Raw genomic sequence first — 17,788 nt, 5'->3', positions numbered from 1 at the left:
GAAAGGGCCCCGTCCACCACACCGGACGGGGCCCTTTCGCGTACCGCCTCACACTGCGGATCCGGCGGTGGAGCTGCCCGTAGGTGCGAGAAGCGGATCTCCCGCCCGTGCCGGCGGAACGGCTTGGAGCCCCTTGATGAGGTCGTTGACGAAGTACCGTGTGTCCTCGGGGTTGAGCGCTTGCGCCTGGAGGTGGTCGTACATGACGTGGTACGGGTACCGGTCGGCGTACTTCTCCAGGTAGAGGTCGCTGGTGAAGCGTTCCAGGTAGACGACTCCCGTATCGGAGTCGGGGAACCCGAGGATGGAGAACTGCCCCAGGAGCCCGGCGTGGGCCCCGGTGGTGTGGGGGAGGATCTGCACGGTGATGTGCGGCTGGGCGCCGAGCGTGTTCAGGTGCTCCAGCTGTTCGCGCATGATCTCGCGGTCGCCGACCCTGCGGTGCAGCGCGGATTCGTCCAGGACCGCCCATAAGCGGAAGGGGCGGGCGGGGTGGTGCGCCCGGTGCTGGCGCCGCAGCCGGACCTCCAGGCTGATGGCGGCCTGTTCGTCCGTGATGCCGGGGACCGTTTCGACGATGAGGGCGGCCGCGTAGGCCCGGGTCTGCAGCAGGCCGGGGATCACGAGCGGCTCGTAGGTGTGGATGGAGGAGGCCCCCGTCTCCAGTCCGATGTAGACGCCGTAGGGGACGTCGCCGCAGGAGACCCACCAGCCCTGCTGGCCCGATTCCCTCGCCGCCCGCATCAGTGCCTCGATGACGTCCTGGTCGGCGACCCCGTAGAGCCGGCACAGGTCGCGCACGTCCCGCGGATTGATGGGGCGGCGGCCGGTCTCGATGAGGCTGATCTTGGACTGCGACACCAGCAGACGGCCTGCCGCCTGTGTGGACGTCATACCCGCGGCCTTGCGGAGCTGCCGGAGTTCGGCACCCAGACGGCGCCTCCTGACCGTGGGATGTCCGTTCGCCGCCATGGGCGGTCTACCTCCAGCTCCAGAACACGCGCAGGCTGCACACCCCCACGGTCGACACCGACAGACGCATTGTGCATACGCGGCCGAACAGGCCGTGCACCCGCATGGCGAGCACCACCTGTTCGGCCCAATGCGGATTGACCGGACGTCCGCTTGGGGCCCGTAATGGCCGATCAAAGCATGGATGCGCATATTCATACCGCACTGTCGGGGACGGGCGGCGGGGACGGAGCCGGATCGGGGCTCGGTCAGGAGGTGCCGGTGATCCATCGCCGAAGGGCCGCGTAGGTGGTGTCGTCCACCAGGGTGAGCACCTCGATGGCGTGCCGGTCTCCGGCGCGCGGCGGGATGCCCGCGGCGGTCAGGCACGCGTGCAGGTCGAGGCGCCGGCGGTCGGCGGATTCCGGGACGGCCGGCCGGAGGGCAGGGTCGGGGAGGGGAGCCGACAGGGGGGTCGGGGGAAGCCGGGCGTCGGCTTCCTCCTCGTGCGGTAAGCCCCGCAAGCCGGGGAGCCGGTAGGGGTCGGTCTGCCACGCGTTCATGCGGCCTCCTCCGAACCGGTCACCTGCCGGAGGTCTCCGGCCCGGCCACGGGGCTCACGGCTGCCCGGCTTCCAGGGCGCGGGCGCCCGCGGCGATGACCTCGGCGAGCCGGTTGGCGAAGGCGACGCTGCACCCCCCGAGCCGGACGAAACCCCGGCAGCCCAGGGGTCCGTCGTTGCACAGCGAGGGAAGGACCAGACCGGCGAGCGCGAGTGCGGCCTGAAGGTTCGCGACGGCTTCCTCACCGGCCTGGTAGGCGGTGTCCTGGAGCCGCTTGTACCGGATGCGCTCGGCATGGGTGAGTTCATGGACCATGGTGTCGCCCTCTCGGTCTGTGTGGAGTGGATGAAGCGCGCCGCGCCGCGCCGCCGCGCCGCGGACACGGCGGGCCAGGGCCCCTGGTGGTGGCAGGGGTCCGGGGACGGGGTCGCGGCCGGTCAGCGCGGGAGACCCGTAGGGCTGAGACTGTGCGCCGCCCGTGACCTATGGGTTTCGATCTTCGTTCCTGAGATGCACGTGATCACGTTCGTTGGAGTCCGGGAGGGGGCCCGAGGTGTCCGAGGAGTCAGCGACGCCCGACTTCGTCGCGTCGCGTGCCGGCGACGCCGCGCCCCGCGGGGCCGCCGTCTCGGACCCCTGCGGGCTCATGATCCGTAGCGGATCCGGTAGCCGGTGGAGGCGCGGAGGGATTCCCTCCAGTCCCGCACCGGGTAGTCGGGGAGCCCGGCGTCCGGGCCGCCCGCCGCGGCCTGCGGCCGGAGCTGGGCGGGCCGGCTGTTGCGGTGCCGGGGTGCGAGTTGCCGCGGCGGGCGGGTCAGGGTGATCTGCCGTACGAGTTGCTGGAAGCAGGCCAGCGCGGCGATGGGCGGCAGTGTGGCCGCCGCCTGCGCGGCGAGGGTTCTCGGCGCCTGGGCCACGCAGAGCAGTGTGGCCAGGGTGGAGAACAACAGGACGACGGACCAGGAGTGCACGGCCCTGCGCTGGTGCAGGGCGGCCCTGAGGATGGACAGGGAGGCGACCATCCAGGGCCCGTAGATCAGCAGGGGCCACCAGCCGGCCACGTCGTGCGCGGTGCGCGGACCGGCGCTGTGGCGCAGGGCCTCGCAGACGGCCAGGCCGCTGTACATGCTGACCACGGCGGCGATGACGGCGACCAGCACGGCGGTGCAGAGGCTGCCGGTACGCAGGAGGGCCACCACCGACGTCTTCGCCCGGCTCCCCCGGCGGTGCCCGCCCGGGGCCGGCGTGCGAGGCCGTTGCCCGGCCCCCGGCGAGAACCCTCCGCCGGCCGGGCCGGAGGAGAGGCCCGGGGCGAGGGGCGGGGTGAAGCCGGCGGACAGGCCGGAGGCGAGGCCGGCTCCGCTGACCGTCTCGCCGGTCTCGCCGGTCTCGCCGAAGGCGAGTTGGTCGAGCGGCTCCGCCCGACTCGGCGCCATGGCCTCCCGGCAGAGATGGGCCAGCTCCTCCGCGGGGTCCCAGGGGGCGTTCGCCTCGCCCAGCCCGAAGAGCGGGTAGCCGTAGGCGGTCTGCTGCGTCAGGTCCGGCTCCTGCCAGAACGCGGTGGGCTCCGGCTGCGGGGCGTAATGTCCGTACTGCTCATTCACGGAACATCTGCCCGGAGCACTCGCCGGCCGGCGTCTTGAGCGACGCGGCCTCCTGGGACCTGCGGTTGAACTCGTTCTGGATCCGGCGCACCACGTCCAGGAAGTCCTCGAACACCGAGGACGAGTACTGGAGGTCGACCTCCAGCCCCTCGCACTGGAGGGTCGCGCCCTTCTCCAGGGCCGAGCCCGTCGAGACGGGCGTGTACGTCCACTTCCCCACCCGTGCGGCCCGGTTCTGACCGTCGCGCACGTCGCTCTGAGCGCCCCACGGGAACGTTGCTGTGTGCTGTGCTGTTGTCATAGTCCACCCAACGCTCCGGATACCGGCGAGGGTGTGCTCCGTCCAGGTGATGGTGGCGAACCAGACGTGTGTTGACCAGTGTCTTTTATCGGTTCTACGCCCACCGGCCACCCGCCAGGACGCTGGTCCGCACCCGGTTGGCGCAGCGATCCTGCCAGCTCGCAGCGGGGGAGGCGGAGCCAGATCGGTGCGATTCGGACTCGATCGGCTCAGGCGCCCGTGACCCCCACCCCGCCCGCTGCGGTCACATCATCGGGCCGGGGGAGTACGCCGCGCACTGAGCCGCACCACGGGCGCTCACACCGGCTCGCGCGCCCCCGACCGGGAACTCCCCCCGGCCATCCGAACGGCTGACGCAGCGCAACCCGGCATATGCCTTCGCGTTATGACGAGGTATCGCCGGGGGGCCGGAGGGCGCCCCCCGATCACCTCCACCGGAGAGGAGCCGCAGTGACAGACACCCTCGTGTGGTTCGCACTGATCTGCTCGGTACTGGGCACGGGTGCCACCGCCTTGACCTCGTCGGGCGTTGGCCGCCTGCACCACTTGGACGCCCGCGAACTGCGGCGCCAGCAACGCTTCGAAGACATCCTGTCCCTGCACGTCGAGGCGACGAGACCACCCCGGATGAGCCTGCCCGCGGCCGCACCCGAGGCGACCGGCACGGCGGCCTGCACCGCATGCGGCTCCGCGTCCGTCCACCTCTGATCCGGCCGGGGTGCCGCGCGGCCTCCTCAGCCGGCCCGGCACGCACAAACGCCTCCCACCGGCGCCGTACGCGCGGGTGGGAGGCGTGATCGCAGGACCTACTTCTTCTTGCCCTGGTTGTTGCTCCGGGCTGGGGCTTTACCGGGTAAAGATGCCCTGACCTGCGGTCGAGCAGTCAGCGATGGTCACCGCCGGCCACCCCCGATCACCCTTCCACGGCCCAGCGACGGCCCAGGGACGGCCCCACGGCCCGGCCCCCGTGGGCCCTTCGAACCGGGCTACCGACTGACGGGGATCTCGTAGACGACCTCGCACAGAGCGGAAGGGATCACGATGTCCGCCGTTTCCACGGGCTGGCCCTGGTCGCTGTAGTACGTCCGCCGGATGTGGGTGACGAGTGCGCCCTTCTGGACCCCGAGGAGCGAGGCCTCCTCAGCACTCGCATGCCGCGGCTCGGGCTGCTCGACGGCATGGCTGACCGTGATGCCGATCTCCGCCATCCGGTTCACGACGCCGACCCCGGCGTGCGGCCACACCCGCCGCCCAGCCGAGGCGGCACACCCACGTCTGCTAACCGGCACCCCTCGACAGGGCACGCGAGAACCCCCGCCTACCGGTCGGCCTCATGCGCGATCGGCACACACCACGAGTGCGCCCACTCGTCTCCGGCCAAGGCCCCGATCGGCATCCCCGTGATCTACGAAGTGTGCGACTGCCCCTGTCACCCGGCAGCCAACCAGCCGGAGGCAGAGCAGTGAGAGGCTGGTCCGCTACTGGTGCACTCGCGATCACCATCGAAATCACCTCGCTCAGCGTTCGGCGCGGCGACGTCATTCAGATCGGCGGCCGAGCGTGCCGGGTCACCGATCTCGTTCAACTTTCGTCCGCCACCCACGGCGCAGGACCACGTACACCGGCGGCCGACCCTCGGCCTGGACCACGCCCTCCGCGCCCCTCCGATCAACCGTCCATGCCAGGAACCTCCGGGCCCGCGCCCCCCTGACCACGCTCCTCAAGGTGGCGGACGGCACCTCGCTCACCGAATTCCTGTGCATCACGCACGAGGGCTGGTCGCCGCAGAGCCTGTCCCGCATCTACATCCCCCGCGACCTGATGCCGGCCGACCTGTCGGCCCCCGCCGAAATAGCGACCCACCTGACCGAACTCCGCCCGCCCCTGGCCGAAGTCCGCGAGACGGCCCGCTCCCGCCTGGCCGACAGCACGGAGGAGATACAGCTGGGCCTGGGCACCGAACTCCTGGACCACGCCCGTGAAGTACTCGCCGACACGGAGGCAGACCCGGAGGAACTCCACCTCCTGGCCGCCGACCTCACGGGCGCCCTACACGCCGCAATCCGAGTAGCCAAGAGCCGCGGCCACCGCCTAGCCAGCCGGACCCTCGGCACCCGGACGGGACCTCCCGCGCCCCTGCATCCGCCGGCGTTCCACTAGCCGCAGCACTCCTCAACCAGCGACAGGGCAGCCACAAGAGCATTACGGGCCGCCCTGTCGTGGGGCGCACACGACTCCGGAGGCCCCGTGCGTCTCACGCGTTTCAGCAGGTCAGAAAGCGCCCGCGCGGCGCAGGGAGTACGGCACGGCTGCAAGGTCGGATCGCCTTCGCGGGAGGACGGCACACCCTGTCGCGCTCTCTCCCAGAAACACCGCTCGTCAGCCACAGCACAGATTCGTCGTCAAGGTCCGAGGTCCCGTGACGTGACCGGAGCACTCCGAGTGCGGCCCACTGGTAGCGCGGGATGGAGGTCAGGTGCCCCTCCCGAGGCGGCGGAACTCCATTGGTTCGACCGCCGGAATGTACCCATGCCTGCGGGGCCGCCGTCAGGCAGCCCCGCTCATTCTTACAGGAGGAAACCATGGCCCTTACTGTTAATGCGGTAACTGTCGACGGTCAAAATCGCATCAACGCCGTCTATCGGTACGATGGATTTGGAACTTCGTGGACTAAAATCAAAGGCCCGGTCACCGTCTCCGGTACTTTTGGAGGCGGGTGGGGGCTAGTCATCGGGAGTGCTGACGGAGCCACGGCAGATCAGGAGTTCAGTTACAACGGCAGCCCGTTCGACTGGCAATTCCTGAGTCTCAGTGGTGCGTCGTACGCTGTCACCGACGACACGGTGTACAAAAGGTCCGCCGACGGAAGCGCAGTGCTCCAGTTCGATGGCTTCGAAGACGATGGAAGTCCGCTGTGGAGCAAGATCGGCGATTCTTCCTTCGAACTCATTGGTGGCCGATTTGGGCTGATGGCACGGATGCCGAACTCTATCGACGGTCTCACATTCCTCTACACTGGAACTCCAGGTAAATGGGAACACATAGGGGAAAAGGGCGGTGCGTACGCACTCTCATCCGATACCGTATACAGAACGGAACCTCACGGCAACACGGTCTTCCAATATGACGGCGTCGGAACCTCCTGGACCGACATAGGGAGTCCCCGTGGTGGTACCGATACGCTCACTGCAGGAGGTTTCGGGCTCATCGCTACCGCATTTGTAGCGAATGGGCTATTCCGATATCGCGGTAACCCTGGCAACTGGGAACGCATAGGCGACTTTAGTATCTCGTGCGCGGTCACCGACGACACGGTATACAGAGTGGGCGCTAACGGGACCGTTTTCCAATACGACGGTTCCGGGATGTCCTGGACGTCAATCGGCCGCCCTGACCGCGTGCACACCCTCGTTGTCGCCGGAGAATGAGCGGTCCGGACAGGGTCCCCTGCCCGTCGTCGCACACCCCGTGCTCGTGATCGGGAGCAGCACTGCGCGGGGGCCGGTGGCGGACCCTGTGGACAACCCCTCAAGACGTACGCGCGTAGGTCACCTCCCCCACGGACCGGGAGGAGGCCGCCTGATGGCCGGGCACATCCAGGACCGCTGGTACAAGGTCGGACCCGGCCCCGGCGGCAAGCCCGTCGAGGGTCCAGATCCACTGCAGCCGGCACGTCCGGCGCGTCTGACGGCCCACGGGCGGCCCCAGGAGAGCGAAGAGCCCCTCCCCCGCCGGGAAACGGCAGGTGAGGGGCCCTTTGAGCTAACGGGTTACTTCTTGCCCTGGTTCTTGACGGCCTCGATGGCGGCCGCGGCGGCCTCCGGGTCGAGGTAGGTGCCGCCCGGGGTGAGGGGCTTGAAGTCGGCGTCGAGCTCGTAGGAGAGCGGGATGCCGGTCGGGATGTTCAGGCCCGCGATGTCGGCGTCGGAGATGCCGTCGAGGTGCTTGACCAGGGCGCGCAGGGAGTTGCCGTGCGCGGCGACCAGGACGGTGTGGCCGTCGAGGAGGTCCGGGACGATCGAGTCGTACCAGTACGGGAGCATGCGGACGACGACGTCCTTGAGGCACTCGGTGCGCGGGCGCAGCTCCGGCGGGATGGAGGCGTAGCGCGGGTCCGCGGACTGGGAGAACTCGGTGCCGTCCTCGAGGGCCGGCGGCGGGGTGTCGTACGAGCGGCGCCACAGCATGAACTGCTCCTCGCCGAACTCGGCGAGGGTCTGGGCCTTGTCCTTGCCCTGGAGGGCGCCGTAGTGGCGCTCGTTCAGGCGCCAGGAGCGGTGGACGGGGATCCAGTGGCGGTCGGCGGCCTCCAGGGCCAGCTGCGCGGTGCGGATGGCGCGCTTCTGGAGGGAGGTGTGCACGACGTCGGGGAGCAGGCCGGCGTCCTTGAGCAGCTCACCGCCGCGGACCGCCTCCTTCTCGCCCTTCTCGTTGAGGTTGACGTCCACCCAGCCGGTGAACAGGTTCTTCGCGTTCCATTCGCTCTCGCCGTGGCGGAGGAGGATCAGCTTGTACGGTGCGTCGGCCATGCGTACGAGCCTAGTGGACGGCCGGGCGCGCCTGCGCGCGGTCCGGGCGGGGGTCGATTGACGCGCGGCGTCAATTGAGTGGCGGGCGGCGGACCCCTCTCGTAATGTGCCGGACGGATCAGTGACTCTTACATCCCCGGGGGGATCCTTATGTCAGTTGCCCGTCTGAGCCGTGCTGCCCGGGAGAGCGTCTCGGGTCTGCCACGCGCGTTCTGGTGGTTGTGGGCCAGCACGCTCGTCAACCGGCTCGGGGCCTTCGTCGCCACGTTCATGACCTTGTACCTGACCCTGGAGCGGGGCTACTCCGCCTCCTTCGCGGGACTGGTGGCCGCCCTGCACGGGCTGGGCGGGGTCGTGTCCTCGCTGGGGGCCGGGGTGATGACCGACCGGCTGGGGCGGCGGCCGACGATGCTGGTGGCGCAGGTGTCCACGGCGGGCACGGTGGCGCTGCTGGGGTTCATGGAGCACCCGGCGGCGATCGCGGCGGTGGCGATGCTGGTGGGGATGGCCTCGAACGCCTCCCGGCCTGCGGTGCAGGCGATGATGGCCGACATCGTCCGGCCGGAGGACCGGGTACGGGCCTTCGCGCTGAACTACTGGGCCATCAACCTGGGCTTCGCGGTGAGCTCGGTGGCTGCGGGGCTGGTCGCCGAGTACAGCTACCTGGCGGGGTTCCTGGGCGAGGCGGCGCTGACGCTGCTGTGCGCGGTGCTGGTGTTCGTGAAGCTGCCGGAGTCGCGGCCGGAGGCGGCCGCGGGGGGTTCGGGTGGCTCGGGTGGCTCCGTGGCGCAGGCGGCGCCCGAGGTCGGGCTGGGGAACGTGCTGCGGGACGGCCGGTTCATGGGGGTCGTGGGGCTGTCGTTCCTGATCTCCCTGATCTTCACGCAGGGCTCGGTGGGCCTGCCGGTGGCGATGGGTTCGGCCGGGTTCTCGCCCGGGGACTACGGGATGGTCATCGCCGTGAACGGGGTGCTGATCGTGGTGCTCCAGCTGCCGGTGACCCGGTTCATCGAGCACCGCGACCCGCGGCGGCTGCTGGTGGTCTCGGCGCTGCTGGCGGGGTACGGGTTCGCGATGACGGCGTTCGCGGGGCCGCTGTGGGCGTACGCGCTGACGGTGTGCGTGTGGACGCTGGCGGAGATCGTGAACTCTCCGACGCAGATGGGGCTGGTGGTGCAGCTGTCGCCGGTGCACGGGCGCGGGCGGTACCAGGGGATGTACACGCTGTCCTGGTCGGTGGCCTCGCTGGTGGCTCCGCTGATGTCGGGGCTGGTGATCGACCGGTGGGGGGCCGGGTGGCTCTGGGCGACGACGGGCGTCCTGGGGACGGTGGCGGCCGGGGGGTACTGGGCCCTGATGCGGGGGCTGCCGGTGGGTGCCGGTCGGGCTTCGGGACGAAGCGCGGCGCCGGGCAGCGGGCCGGGCGCCGGTGGCGGGGCGGCGACGGTGGCGGCCGCTGCCGAGGCATAGCCGGTCGGGGGGGCGGAGGTGCGGGGGTGCGCGGGTGCGGGGGTGCGGAGGTGCCGCTGCGCGGAGCCGTCTCCCCGCCCCGCCCTTTCCCCGTTTCCCGGGCTGCGCCCGGACCCGCGCCTCACACGCCGGCGGGCGCGGGGCGGGCGTCAGGAAGGGGTGTCGGTCGGGCGGGTCAGGTGTTTGAAGGCGTCCAGGTTGCGGGTGGACTCGCCCCGCGCCGTGCGCCATTCGTACTCGCGGCGGATCGCGCTCGCGAAGCCCAGCTCCAGGAGGGTGTTGAAGGCGCCGTCCGCCGCCTCCAGGACCGTGCCCAGGAGGCGGTCCAGGTCCTCCGGGGTGACCACGGACAGCGGGAGCCGCGCCGTGAGGTAGACGTCGCCGAGCGGGTCGACCGCGTACGCCATGCCGTACAGCTTGAGGTTGCGCTCCAGGAGCCAGCGGTGGACGCCCGCCTCGTTCTCGTCGGGGTGGCGGATGACGAACGCGTTCACCGACAGCGAGTGGCGGCCGACCCGCAGGGAGCAGGTGGTGCTCAGCTTGCGGGTGCCGGGCAGCTGGACGACGTACGTGCCGGGCTGCGGGCTCTCCCAGCTCAGCTCGGCACCCGACAGCGTGGACTCGATGATCGCGGCGGTGTCAGCCATGGTGGGAGCGTACGCGACGGCGGTGATCATGCATCGCGGCGGTGTACACGTCGGCGGTGCCGCTGGCGGCGGTGTCCCAGCCGAAGTGCTGGGCGTGCCGGGCGGCGGCGGCGCCCATGCGGGGGGTGAGGCCGGGGTCGTCGACGAAGCGGCGCAGGGCGCGGGCGTAGTCGACGGGGTCGTGGCCGGGTACGAGGATGCCCGTGACGCCGTCGTCGACGGCGACCGGCAGGCCTCCGACGGCCGCGGCGAGGACCGGCGTGCCCGTGGCCTGGGCCTCGATGGCGACCAGCCCGAAGGACTCGTTGTAGGACGGCATGACCAGTACGGACGCCGCCCGGAACCAGTCGGCGAGCTGGTCCTGGGCCACCGGCGGGTGGAAGTGCACGAGGTCGGTGATGCCGAGTCTCGCGGCGAGCTTCTGGAGCCCCTCCGGCTTGGCGAGGCCGCTGCCGCTGGGGCCGCCGACGACGGGGACGAAGAGGCGGCCGCGCAGGGCGGGGTCGCGGTCGACGAGTTCGGCGACGGCGCGCAGCAGGATGTCGGGGGCCTTCAGCGGCTGGATGCGGCCCGCGAAGAGCGGGATCACGGCGTCCTGCGGCAGGCCGAGGCGGGCGCGGGCGGCGGCGCGGCCGTCGCCGGGGGTGAAGCGGTCGAGGTTGACGCCGGGGTGGACGACGGCGACCTTGCCGGGGTCGGCCTCGTAGTGCCGTACGAGTTCGTCGGCCTCTTCGGCGGTGTTGGCGATCAGCCGGTCGGCGGCGGCGACGATCTGGGTCTCGCCGATGACGCGGGCGGCCGGCTCGGGGGTGTCACCTTCGGCGAGCGCGGCGTTCTTGACCTTGGCCATGGTGTGCATGGCGTGGACGAGGGGGACGCCCCAGCGTTCGGCGGCGAGCCAGCCGACGTGGCCGGAGAGCCAGTAGTGGGAGTGGACGAGGTCGTAGTAGCCGGGGCGGTGGCCGGCCCAGGCCTGCATGACGCCGTGGGTGAAGGCGCACAGCTGGGCGGGCAGCTCCTCCTTGGCGAGGCCTTCGTACGGTCCCGCGTCCACGTGGCGCACGAGGACGCCGGGGGCGAGCTCGACGGCCGGGGGCAGGCCGCCGGTGGTGGCCCGGGTGAAGATCTCCACCTCGATGTTGATGGCGGCGAGGCGGCGGGCCAGCTCCACGATGTAGACGTTCATACCGCCGGCGTCGCCGGTGCCGGGCTGGTGCAGCGGTGAGGTGTGCACGCTGAGCATGGCCACGCGGCGGGGCTTGCGGTGGTGCCCCATGGCGGGGAGGCGCAGGCGGGGCGCGTCCTGGCGGGCACCGCGGGCGGCGGCGATGCGGCCGCTGATGCTGCCGCCGAGGCGGGACACGTACTGGCTCAAGGGAGCAGTTCCTCTCGCTCGGATCGCGGCGCTCGGATCACGCGGACGGCGGGCTGGGCGGTGTGCCGGTGGGGCGGCACGGTTGAAGCTGTTGGCGGCATGACTGCGGGAGCGCGCGCGGCGCTCTGCAAGGAGTGCAACCCGGATGGCCGTCCCCCGCATTCCGGGGCGCGGGAACTTCCTGCTCGGGACGCCGGATTTTTTTGCGGGCCGGGGGCTCCGCTTACGCTCGGCGCATGGTCTCCCGCAGCACTCCGCCACCGCCGAAGCGCCCTGTGGGCACCGTGACGCGCGGGACGACGAACCCGAACCGGCTGCGTCGGATGGACCGCTGGATCGCCGCCGTGCACGGGCCGGCGCTGCGCCGGGCGGACGCGCCGGTGGCGGTGGACCTGGGGTACGGGGCGGCGCCGTGGACGGCGGTGGAGCTGCTGGCGCGGCTGCGGGAGGCGGCGCCGGGGGTGCGGGTGGTGGGGATCGAGATCGAGCCGGCGCGGGTGGCGGGGGCGAAGCCGTACGAGCGGGAGGGGCTGAGTTTCCGGCACGGGGGCTTCGAGGTGCCGCTGGACGGCGGGGAGCGGCCTGCGCTGATCCGGGCGGCGAACGTGCTGCGGCAGTACGAGGAGGAGCAGGTCGAGGCGGTCTGGGAGCGGCTGTGCGCGCGGCTGGCTCCGGAGGGGCTGCTGGTGGAGGGGACCTGCGACGAGATCGGGCGGCGGCACGTGTGGGTGGCGCTGGGGCCGGAGGGGCCGCGGACGGTGACGTTCGCGACGCGGCTGGGTTCGCTGGAGCGGCCGTCGGACCTGGCGGAGCGGCTGCCGAAGGCGCTGATCCACCGGAACGTGCCGGGGGAGCCGGTGCACGCGTTCCTGCGGGACTTCGACCGGGCGTGGGCGGCGGCGGCGCCGTACGCCTCGTACGGGGCGCGGCAGCGGTGGATCCGGACGGCGCGGGCGCTGGCCGGTGACTGGCCGCTGGCGGACGGGCCGGTGCGGTGGAGGCAGGGGGAACTGACGGTGCGGTGGGAGGCGTTGCGCCCGGCGGGGTGAACCTCGCGCCGTGGGGGAACCGGGGGTGGGGGCGGCCCGTTGAGTCGTGCGGGGTGGACGGTGCGTGGCCGGTCATGATCGGAGCGGAATCCGGAGGGTGTTGGAATTCGCCGGTTCATGGCACCATCCCGGAGGCAGTGCCAAGTTACTGACGAATAGTCAGATCTGATGTCCGGTGGCATCGGCTCTGACTCGGGGCGCCTGGGGGAGCCATGGGGACCGTGAAGCGAGCGTCGTCACGCCGGAGAGGGGCGTCCGCCCTGACCCTGCTGTGCGCGATGGCGATACTGACGGCCCCCGGACTCGCGACGAGCCCGGCGTTCGCCGCCCCGTCCGCGCCCGGCGCCCCGTCCGCGCCCTCCGCCCCTTCGGCTCCCGCGCCGGAGCCGGGCGCCAAGACCCTGGAGCAGGTCCGCAAGGAGATAGAGGACCTCTACCGTCAGGCCGGCAGCGCGACGGACGCCTACAACCTCGCGGAGAGCGAGACGAAGGCGCAGTCCGAGCGGATCGTCCAGATCGCCAACCTGGTGGTGGCGGGCCAGGACCGGATCGCCACCCTGAAGAACCGCGCGGGCGCCGCCGCCCGCGCCCAGTACCGCTCCGGCGGCCTGCCGCCGGGCGCGCAGCTCGCGCTGAGCGGCAGCCCGTCCGAGTTCCTCGACGGTGCGGGCCGGTTGCGGCAGGGCGAGAAGGCCACCACGGACCTGCTGGCGGAACTGACCCGCACCCAGGCCGACTTGGAGCGGTACGCCAAGGACGCGGGCGCCGTCTGGCAGAAGATGGAGGACAACCGGGTCAAGAAGGAAGCCGCCAAGAAGGAGATCGAGGGCAAGATCAAGGCGGCGGAGGGCCTGGAGAACAAGCTGGCGGCCGAGGAGAAGGCCCGGCTGATCCAGCTGGAGCAGGACGCCCAGTACCAGGCACAGACGGCCTGGCTGTCGTCGGGCGCGATGAAGGACGTCAAGGGCCTGGCCTCGGAGGCGGGGAAGAGGGCGGTGCAGTTCGCCACCGCGCAGATGGGCAAGCCGTACGTCTGGGGCGCGGAGGGCCCGGCCTCCTACGACTGCTCGGGGCTCACCTCACAGGCGTGGCTGGCGGCGGGCCGCCCGATCCCGCGCACCTCGCAGGAGCAGCTGCGGCTGCTGCCGAAGGTCGCGCTGAAGGACATGCGGCCCGGGGACCTGATCATCTACTTCGACGACGCGAGCCATGTCGGGATGTACGTCGGGGACGGGGCGATCGTGCATGCGCCGCGGCCGGGGCGGACCGTGACGATGGCCGGCGCGGGCTCGATGCCGATCAAGGCCGTGGTCCGGCCCGACGCGTAGGCCCTGGCCGGGCGGGGGTACGGCTCCGGGGGCTACCGCTGCCGCTACGCGGCGCGGGGCCGCCCGGCCTCCCGGTCTCCGCCCCAGACCCCGCGCCTCGAACGCCGACGGAACTGGAACCAGCCCAGGGCGACGGAGGAAGGACGGGGCGGGAAGGCGGCTCCGCGCTGCGGCATCCGCGGCCCGGCCCCCTGTGACCGGGGTCTCGCCCCGGCCCCTGTGACCGGGGTCTCGGGCCGGTTCCCCATGCCGTGACGTTGGTCATCCCGGGTGGGCGGGTTTCCGCCGGGATGGGGGCATATGGCGCGGGCACCTGCCCGCTCCGGCATTCCCCCTCCCCACCCCCGCCCGCTAGGGTCCCGGCATGAGCGCACTTCCGGGGGGAGGCAAGGAACCGGAGACGATGCCCGTACCTGTACCGCGGCAGAGGGAAACCCCCGCCCCGGAGAACGGCCCCGCCCCCCAGGCGGCGGCCTCGCTGACCCTGCTGGTCATCGAGGACGACCCCGCGGGCGGCCTCACCGTCCCCGAGATCCTCGACGCCGACGGCCAGCGCATCCGGCTCCGCACCGCCCGCAACCTCACCGAGGCCGCCCGGCTGCTCACGCCTGACGTGCACTGCGTGCTGCTCGACCTGGCCCTGCCCGGCCCCGGCGAGGACGGCTTCGGCGCCCTGCGCGAGGTCCTCCGTATCGCACCCCGCCACGCCGTGCTCGTGCTCACCGCCGAGGCCGACGCCGAACGCGCCGCCGAGGCCGTGCGGGTCGGCGCCCAGGACTTCCTCTTCCGCGACGAGCTCGACGGCCGGCTCCTCAGCCGCGCCATCCGCTACGCCGTGGAGAGAAAGCGGGCCGACATCGCGCAGTACAAGCTTGCAGAATCGAAACTTCGGGCCCAGGAGAACGCCCGCCTCGAACGCGGACTGCTCCCCACCCCCCTCCTCGACGGCTCCGGCCTCCGCTTCGCCGCCCGCTACCGCCCCGGCCGCAGCCGGGCCCTCCTCGGCGGCGACTTCTACGACGCGGTCCGCACCCCCGACGGCACCGTCCACGCGATGATCGGCGACGTCTGCGGCCACGGCCCCGACGAGGCGGCCCTCGGCGTGGAGCTGCGCATCGCCTGGCGCGCCCTGACCCTGGCCGGGCTGTGCGGGGACGACCTGCTCGCCACCCTCCAGGAGGTCCTGGAGGTGGAGCGGCCCTGCGAGGAGATCTTCGCGACCCTGTGCACGGTGGACATCTCCCCCGACGGCCGCCGCGCGGGCCTGTGCCTGGCCGGCCACCCGGCCCCGCTGGTCTCCCGCCCCGGCCGCGCCGCGCGGCTGCTGCCGTACGAGAACAGCGGACCGGCCCTCGGGCTGCTCCCCCGGGCCCGCTGGCCCCGCCGCCAGGTGGACCTGGGCGGCACCTGGAGCCTGATGCTCTACACGGACGGCCTCATCGAGGGCCGAATCGGCGAGGGCCGCGAGCGCCTCGGCCAGGACGGGATGGTCGACATGATCAACCGGCACCTGGAGGACGGGCTCACCGGCGAGAACCTACTGGAAGCCTCCGTCACCGAGGCCCGGCGCCTCAACGGCGGCGAGCTCACCGACGACGTCGCCCTCGTCTTGCTCTCGCGCGGCTAGCGGCCGCCGTTGTAGGGACCGTACGGGCCGTCGCTGCTGCTGCCGCCGCGGCGCCGGTCGCCTCCGCCCGAGACCTGCTTGAGCGCGGGGCGGACGTCGACGAAGAACACGATGGTCGCCACCAGGCCCGCGATCTGCAGGAACAGCATCCCGAGGAAGAAGTCCACCAGGACCGTGACACCCAGGATGACCAGCCAGAAGGTCTTGGTCTGCTTGTCCGCCGCCCGGTAGGCGTCCTCGCGCGCCAGCAGCGCGAGCACGAAGGCCACGACGGCGAGCGCCAGCATGGCGTAACCGAGCAACGGGAGGACCCCGTCATCGAACCCCTGCATCAGCATCGTCTCGACCGCCTTCTCGCGTCCAGCACTTCCGACTCCACGCTACCGTCCGATCGGCCTTCCGAAACGAGAACGAACCGGACACCCCGCGGGTGCCCGGTTCGACCCCGGACGGGTCAGCTCTCCTCGGAGGCCTCGGCGGCGGCCTTCCTGGTCCCGTTGCGGCGCGCCGCGGGCTTCTTCGCGGCGGGCTTGTCCCCGGCCTCGGCGGAGGCCTCGGCCCCGGCGCTCTCGGCCGGAGCGTCCTGCGTCGCCCGCGCGGGCTCCGGCTCGACGATCTCGGCGATGTCCACGATCTCGTCGGCGACCTCGCCGCGCCAGGCGCGGACGGCCTGCTCGCCGTGCTCGGCGACCTTGTCGTAGGTCTCCTTGGCCCGGACGGCGTACTCGGCGGCCACGCCGACCCCGCGCAGCGCCAGGTCCTGGGCGGTCTCGCCCAGCTTCTTCGGGTCGATCGCCCCGAAGACCTCGACGACCCGGGCCGTGACGGCCTCCTGGGCCACCTTGGCCTTCTCCTGCACGACCTTGGGATCGGTGTCGAGCACGGCCTCGATCCGGGCCGGGGCCTCGGCACGCAGCTGCTCGATCAGGCCGGGCACCTTCTTGGCCTGCTGAAGGGCCAGGTCGGCGGTACCGGCGGCGAAGTAGAGGGGGGTGGGGTCGGTGAGGGTCTTCTTCAGGTCATCGGCGATGGCCATGTGCGGGTCCTCCCGGATCCGGTCAGTTCGTGGGTGGCACCGCGCCGTCGTCGGCACGGGTACCGGCAGCCGCGTCGGCATCGGCTCCGGCATCGTCATCGGCATCGGCGCCGGGGGCCTGGTCGGCCTCCGCCGCGTTCTCCTTGCGGAACGCGTCGTAGATCTGGAGCAGCACCTGCTTCTGCCGCTCGTTGATCGACGGGTCGGAGAGGATGACGGCCCGCGTCTCCACCTCGTCCCGGTCCCGCTCGTCGAGGATCCCGGCCTGCACGTACAGGGTCTCGGCGGAGATCCGCAGCGCCTTGGCCAGCTGCTGGAGGATGTCCGCGCTCGGCTTGCGCAGCCCGCGCTCGATCTGGCTCAGGTACGGGTTCGACACCCCCGCCGCATCGGCGAGCTGCCGCAGCGACAGCTGGGCCTGCCGCCGCTGCTCGCGGAGGTATTCGCCGAGGTTCCCGACGTTGAGCGATGCCATGCTCCGATCCTGCCGCACTTTGCTAACTATTGCAAGCACCCTGCTTGCAGAAGCACCCACCCGGGGGGCGGCCGGCCGGTGTGCCTGAGCACGCTAGCTGTCACTTGAGCAGGACAGCTGTCACCGCGCGCGTCGGCGATACCCCTCCGAGCACGCTCCGCTGCCCCCTTGGGGATCGGTCCGCGAGCGATGATGTCGCCCATGGCCATCATGCTCTTGGATCGGTTCATGCTGACGATCCGCAGCGGGAACGAGACCCACCCCTGGCGCCGCAGATAGATCGAGATCACCGGGACGGGCATCGAGGCTTCGGCCGCCTACAGCAGATCAGGCTTCCAGATCGTGTGATCGGCATACACGTTCGCGGCTGGGGAGAGGCGGTAGGAGCCGTCTGTGGCATCTGCAGCGAGCACCCAGCCGGCCGCCGAGTAGGCAAGCGAGCGGTCGGCACGAGGAACGGCGCACTGCCCTTGGTCCGTGATAACCGTGCTTGCGGCCGGAACGGTCAGTAAATATGCCGACGGCGCTCCGGGGCAGTCGCGGAAAACCGGCCCGCCGCCGCCCTGGGTGTATTGCAGGCGGATCTTCAGGCTCACGGGCCCCTGACCCAGATTTGTGATCTTGATTGCGAAGGTGACGCGTGTAGGTTCGACCCGCATGCACGACCTCCACTGCACCGCGTCGGGGCCCTGGATCGGAGCGCTGCAACGGCTGTCGTCGCCGAGGGTTCCCTTTTCCAAGCCTGGCTGCTCGGAATGGAGCGTTGCCACTGCGGCAGCACTTGGGGCCGGGGAAGCCCCGCCGGGGAGCGCCGGGACGGGAGCAGCAGCCTG

The 17,788-nt window shown here is 71.5% G+C and carries 19 protein-coding genes and 1 pseudogene; 7 read left to right on the top strand and 13 right to left on the bottom strand.

Translation table 11 applies throughout. The features are described 5' to 3' along the window. Positions 1 to 48: 48 nt before the first annotated feature. The 5 genes from B4U46_RS19550 to B4U46_RS19530 all read right to left on the bottom strand — a co-directional run bounded on the left by B4U46_RS19550 (position 49) and on the right by B4U46_RS19530 (position 3,419). Complete coding sequence (locus B4U46_RS19550; RefSeq protein WP_079429025.1) at positions 49 to 972, bottom strand: helix-turn-helix domain-containing protein; 924 nt, start codon at positions 970 to 972, stop codon at positions 49 to 51. A gap of 248 nt (positions 973 to 1,220) precedes the next feature. Beyond that, positions 1,221 to 1,514: a hypothetical protein gene (locus B4U46_RS37455; protein ID WP_079429024.1), complete on the bottom strand. Its 294-nt coding sequence runs from the start codon at positions 1,512 to 1,514 to the stop codon at positions 1,221 to 1,223. A gap of 54 nt (positions 1,515 to 1,568) precedes the next feature. After that, on the bottom strand, positions 1,569 to 1,829 hold the full coding sequence (locus B4U46_RS19540; RefSeq protein ID WP_079429023.1) for a hypothetical protein: 261 nt from the start codon (positions 1,827 to 1,829) through the stop codon (positions 1,569 to 1,571). A gap of 329 nt (positions 1,830 to 2,158) precedes the next feature. Next, positions 2,159 to 3,118, bottom strand: coding sequence for a DUF2637 domain-containing protein (locus B4U46_RS19535; RefSeq protein WP_079429022.1), 960 nt, complete (start codon positions 3,116 to 3,118; stop codon positions 2,159 to 2,161). Then, positions 3,111 to 3,419: a hypothetical protein gene (locus tag B4U46_RS19530; RefSeq protein ID WP_123995509.1), complete on the bottom strand. Its 309-nt coding sequence runs from the start codon at positions 3,417 to 3,419 to the stop codon at positions 3,111 to 3,113. The genes B4U46_RS19535 and B4U46_RS19530 overlap by 8 nt, the downstream gene beginning before the upstream one ends. 450 nt (positions 3,420 to 3,869) lie before the next feature. On the opposite strand from B4U46_RS19530, the gene B4U46_RS19525 reads away from it, so the two are divergent. Further along, the gene (locus B4U46_RS19525; RefSeq protein WP_079429020.1) at positions 3,870 to 4,127 is read left to right on the top strand and encodes a hypothetical protein; all 258 of its coding nucleotides are present in this window, start codon (positions 3,870 to 3,872) and stop codon (positions 4,125 to 4,127) included. A 278-nt stretch (positions 4,128 to 4,405) separates the two neighbouring features. On the opposite strand, the pseudogene B4U46_RS19520 reads toward B4U46_RS19525, so the two are convergent. Continuing rightward, positions 4,406 to 4,657 (bottom strand): annotated as a pseudogene (locus B4U46_RS19520) (UTRA domain-containing protein); the annotation flags it as partial. Between the two features lie 487 nt (positions 4,658 to 5,144). Here B4U46_RS19520 and B4U46_RS19505 point away from each other — a divergent pair. Next, positions 5,145 to 5,579 (top strand): hypothetical protein, encoded by a 435-nt coding sequence (locus B4U46_RS19505; RefSeq protein ID WP_079429017.1) that lies wholly within the window; start codon positions 5,145 to 5,147, stop codon positions 5,577 to 5,579. A 422-nt stretch (positions 5,580 to 6,001) separates the two neighbouring features. Further along, positions 6,002 to 6,847 carry a hypothetical protein gene (locus B4U46_RS37450; protein WP_123995510.1) on the top strand — a complete coding sequence of 282 codons (846 nt, stop codon included), beginning with the start codon at positions 6,002 to 6,004 and terminating at the stop codon, positions 6,845 to 6,847. A gap of 342 nt (positions 6,848 to 7,189) precedes the next feature. Here the strand turns inward: B4U46_RS37450 and B4U46_RS19500 are convergent, their stop codons facing one another. After that, complete coding sequence (locus B4U46_RS19500) at positions 7,190 to 7,948, bottom strand: phosphoglyceromutase (RefSeq protein WP_079429016.1); 759 nt, start codon at positions 7,946 to 7,948, stop codon at positions 7,190 to 7,192. Positions 7,949 to 8,098: 150 nt separating this feature from the next. Here B4U46_RS19500 and B4U46_RS19495 point away from each other — a divergent pair, with 150 nt between their 5' ends. Further along, the gene (locus B4U46_RS19495; RefSeq protein ID WP_079429015.1) at positions 8,099 to 9,418 is read left to right on the top strand and encodes an MDR family MFS transporter; all 1,320 of its coding nucleotides are present in this window, start codon (positions 8,099 to 8,101) and stop codon (positions 9,416 to 9,418) included. A gap of 149 nt (positions 9,419 to 9,567) precedes the next feature. Here the strand turns inward: B4U46_RS19495 and B4U46_RS19490 are convergent, their stop codons facing one another. Next, positions 9,568 to 10,065: a YbjN domain-containing protein gene (locus tag B4U46_RS19490; RefSeq protein ID WP_079431861.1), complete on the bottom strand. Its 498-nt coding sequence runs from the start codon at positions 10,063 to 10,065 to the stop codon at positions 9,568 to 9,570. Beyond that, a complete protein-coding gene (gene mshA, locus B4U46_RS19485) occupies positions 10,058 to 11,440 on the bottom strand; it encodes a D-inositol-3-phosphate glycosyltransferase (RefSeq protein ID WP_079429014.1) in 1,383 nt (460 codons plus the stop codon). Before mshA ends, B4U46_RS19490 begins: the two co-directional genes overlap by 8 nt. A gap of 236 nt (positions 11,441 to 11,676) precedes the next feature. Between mshA and B4U46_RS19480 the strand changes: the two genes are divergently transcribed. The 3 genes from B4U46_RS19480 (at position 11,677) to B4U46_RS19470 (ending at position 15,444) form a co-directional block, all read left to right on the top strand. Next, positions 11,677 to 12,489, top strand: a complete 813-nt coding sequence (locus B4U46_RS19480; RefSeq protein WP_079429013.1) for an SAM-dependent methyltransferase — start codon at positions 11,677 to 11,679, stop codon at positions 12,487 to 12,489. A gap of 212 nt (positions 12,490 to 12,701) precedes the next feature. Beyond that, on the top strand, positions 12,702 to 13,817 hold the full coding sequence (locus B4U46_RS19475) for a C40 family peptidase (protein ID WP_079429012.1): 1,116 nt from the start codon (positions 12,702 to 12,704) through the stop codon (positions 13,815 to 13,817). A gap of 403 nt (positions 13,818 to 14,220) precedes the next feature. Then, positions 14,221 to 15,444 (top strand): PP2C family protein-serine/threonine phosphatase, encoded by a 1,224-nt coding sequence (locus B4U46_RS19470; RefSeq protein WP_079429011.1) that lies wholly within the window; start codon positions 14,221 to 14,223, stop codon positions 15,442 to 15,444. On the opposite strand, the gene B4U46_RS19465 is transcribed toward B4U46_RS19470, so the two are convergent. The 4 genes from B4U46_RS19465 to B4U46_RS37445 form a co-directional block, all read right to left on the bottom strand. After that, the gene (locus tag B4U46_RS19465; RefSeq protein ID WP_079429010.1) at positions 15,441 to 15,782 is read right to left on the bottom strand and encodes a DUF2516 family protein; all 342 of its coding nucleotides are present in this window, start codon (positions 15,780 to 15,782) and stop codon (positions 15,441 to 15,443) included. The genes B4U46_RS19470 and B4U46_RS19465 overlap by 4 nt on opposite strands. A 116-nt stretch (positions 15,783 to 15,898) precedes the next feature. Beyond that, entirely contained in the window at positions 15,899 to 16,480 is a 582-nt protein-coding gene (locus B4U46_RS19460) for a hypothetical protein (protein WP_079429009.1), read from the bottom strand. Positions 16,481 to 16,502: 22 nt separating this feature from the next. Then, on the bottom strand, positions 16,503 to 16,955 hold the full coding sequence (locus B4U46_RS19455; RefSeq protein ID WP_079429008.1) for a helix-turn-helix domain-containing protein: 453 nt from the start codon (positions 16,953 to 16,955) through the stop codon (positions 16,503 to 16,505). Positions 16,956 to 17,272: 317 nt separating this feature from the next. Beyond that, positions 17,273 to 17,614 (bottom strand): hypothetical protein, encoded by a 342-nt coding sequence (locus tag B4U46_RS37445; protein WP_123995511.1) that lies wholly within the window; start codon positions 17,612 to 17,614, stop codon positions 17,273 to 17,275. Positions 17,615 to 17,788 lie beyond the last annotated feature (174 nt).

Source organism: Streptomyces katrae (assembly GCF_002028425.1).
In the GTDB taxonomy this organism is placed as follows: domain Bacteria; phylum Actinomycetota; class Actinomycetes; order Streptomycetales; family Streptomycetaceae; genus Streptomyces; species Streptomyces katrae_A.
The sequence above is the reverse complement of the archived record's forward strand: the minus strand, read 5'-3'. Positions and strand labels throughout refer to the sequence as shown.

Coding starts and splice junctions, on each gene's coding strand:
- B4U46_RS19465 (WP_079429010.1), bottom strand. CDS start 15,782: ATGCTGATGCAGGGGTTCGATGACGGGGTCCTCCCGTTGCTCGGTTAC.
- B4U46_RS19455 (WP_079429008.1), bottom strand. CDS start 16,955: ATGGCATCGCTCAACGTCGGGAACCTCGGCGAATACCTCCGCGAGCAG.
- B4U46_RS19475 (WP_079429012.1), top strand. CDS start 12,702: ATGGGGACCGTGAAGCGAGCGTCGTCACGCCGGAGAGGGGCGTCCGCC.
- B4U46_RS19490 (WP_079431861.1), bottom strand. CDS start 10,065: ATGGCTGACACCGCCGCGATCATCGAGTCCACGCTGTCGGGTGCCGAG.
- B4U46_RS19530 (WP_123995509.1), bottom strand. CDS start 3,419: ATGACAACAGCACAGCACACAGCAACGTTCCCGTGGGGCGCTCAGAGC.
- B4U46_RS19500 (WP_079429016.1), bottom strand. CDS start 7,948: ATGGCCGACGCACCGTACAAGCTGATCCTCCTCCGCCACGGCGAGAGC.
- B4U46_RS19540 (WP_079429023.1), bottom strand. CDS start 1,829: ATGGTCCATGAACTCACCCATGCCGAGCGCATCCGGTACAAGCGGCTC.
- B4U46_RS19495 (WP_079429015.1), top strand. CDS start 8,099: ATGTCAGTTGCCCGTCTGAGCCGTGCTGCCCGGGAGAGCGTCTCGGGT.
- B4U46_RS19550 (WP_079429025.1), bottom strand. CDS start 972: ATGGCGGCGAACGGACATCCCACGGTCAGGAGGCGCCGTCTGGGTGCC.
- B4U46_RS19480 (WP_079429013.1), top strand. CDS start 11,677: ATGGTCTCCCGCAGCACTCCGCCACCGCCGAAGCGCCCTGTGGGCACC.
- B4U46_RS37455 (WP_079429024.1), bottom strand. CDS start 1,514: ATGAACGCGTGGCAGACCGACCCCTACCGGCTCCCCGGCTTGCGGGGC.
- B4U46_RS37450 (WP_123995510.1), top strand. CDS start 6,002: ATGGCCCTTACTGTTAATGCGGTAACTGTCGACGGTCAAAATCGCATC.
- B4U46_RS37445 (WP_123995511.1), bottom strand. CDS start 17,614: ATGCGGGTCGAACCTACACGCGTCACCTTCGCAATCAAGATCACAAAT.
- B4U46_RS19470 (WP_079429011.1), top strand. CDS start 14,221: ATGCCCGTACCTGTACCGCGGCAGAGGGAAACCCCCGCCCCGGAGAAC.
- B4U46_RS19460 (WP_079429009.1), bottom strand. CDS start 16,480: ATGGCCATCGCCGATGACCTGAAGAAGACCCTCACCGACCCCACCCCC.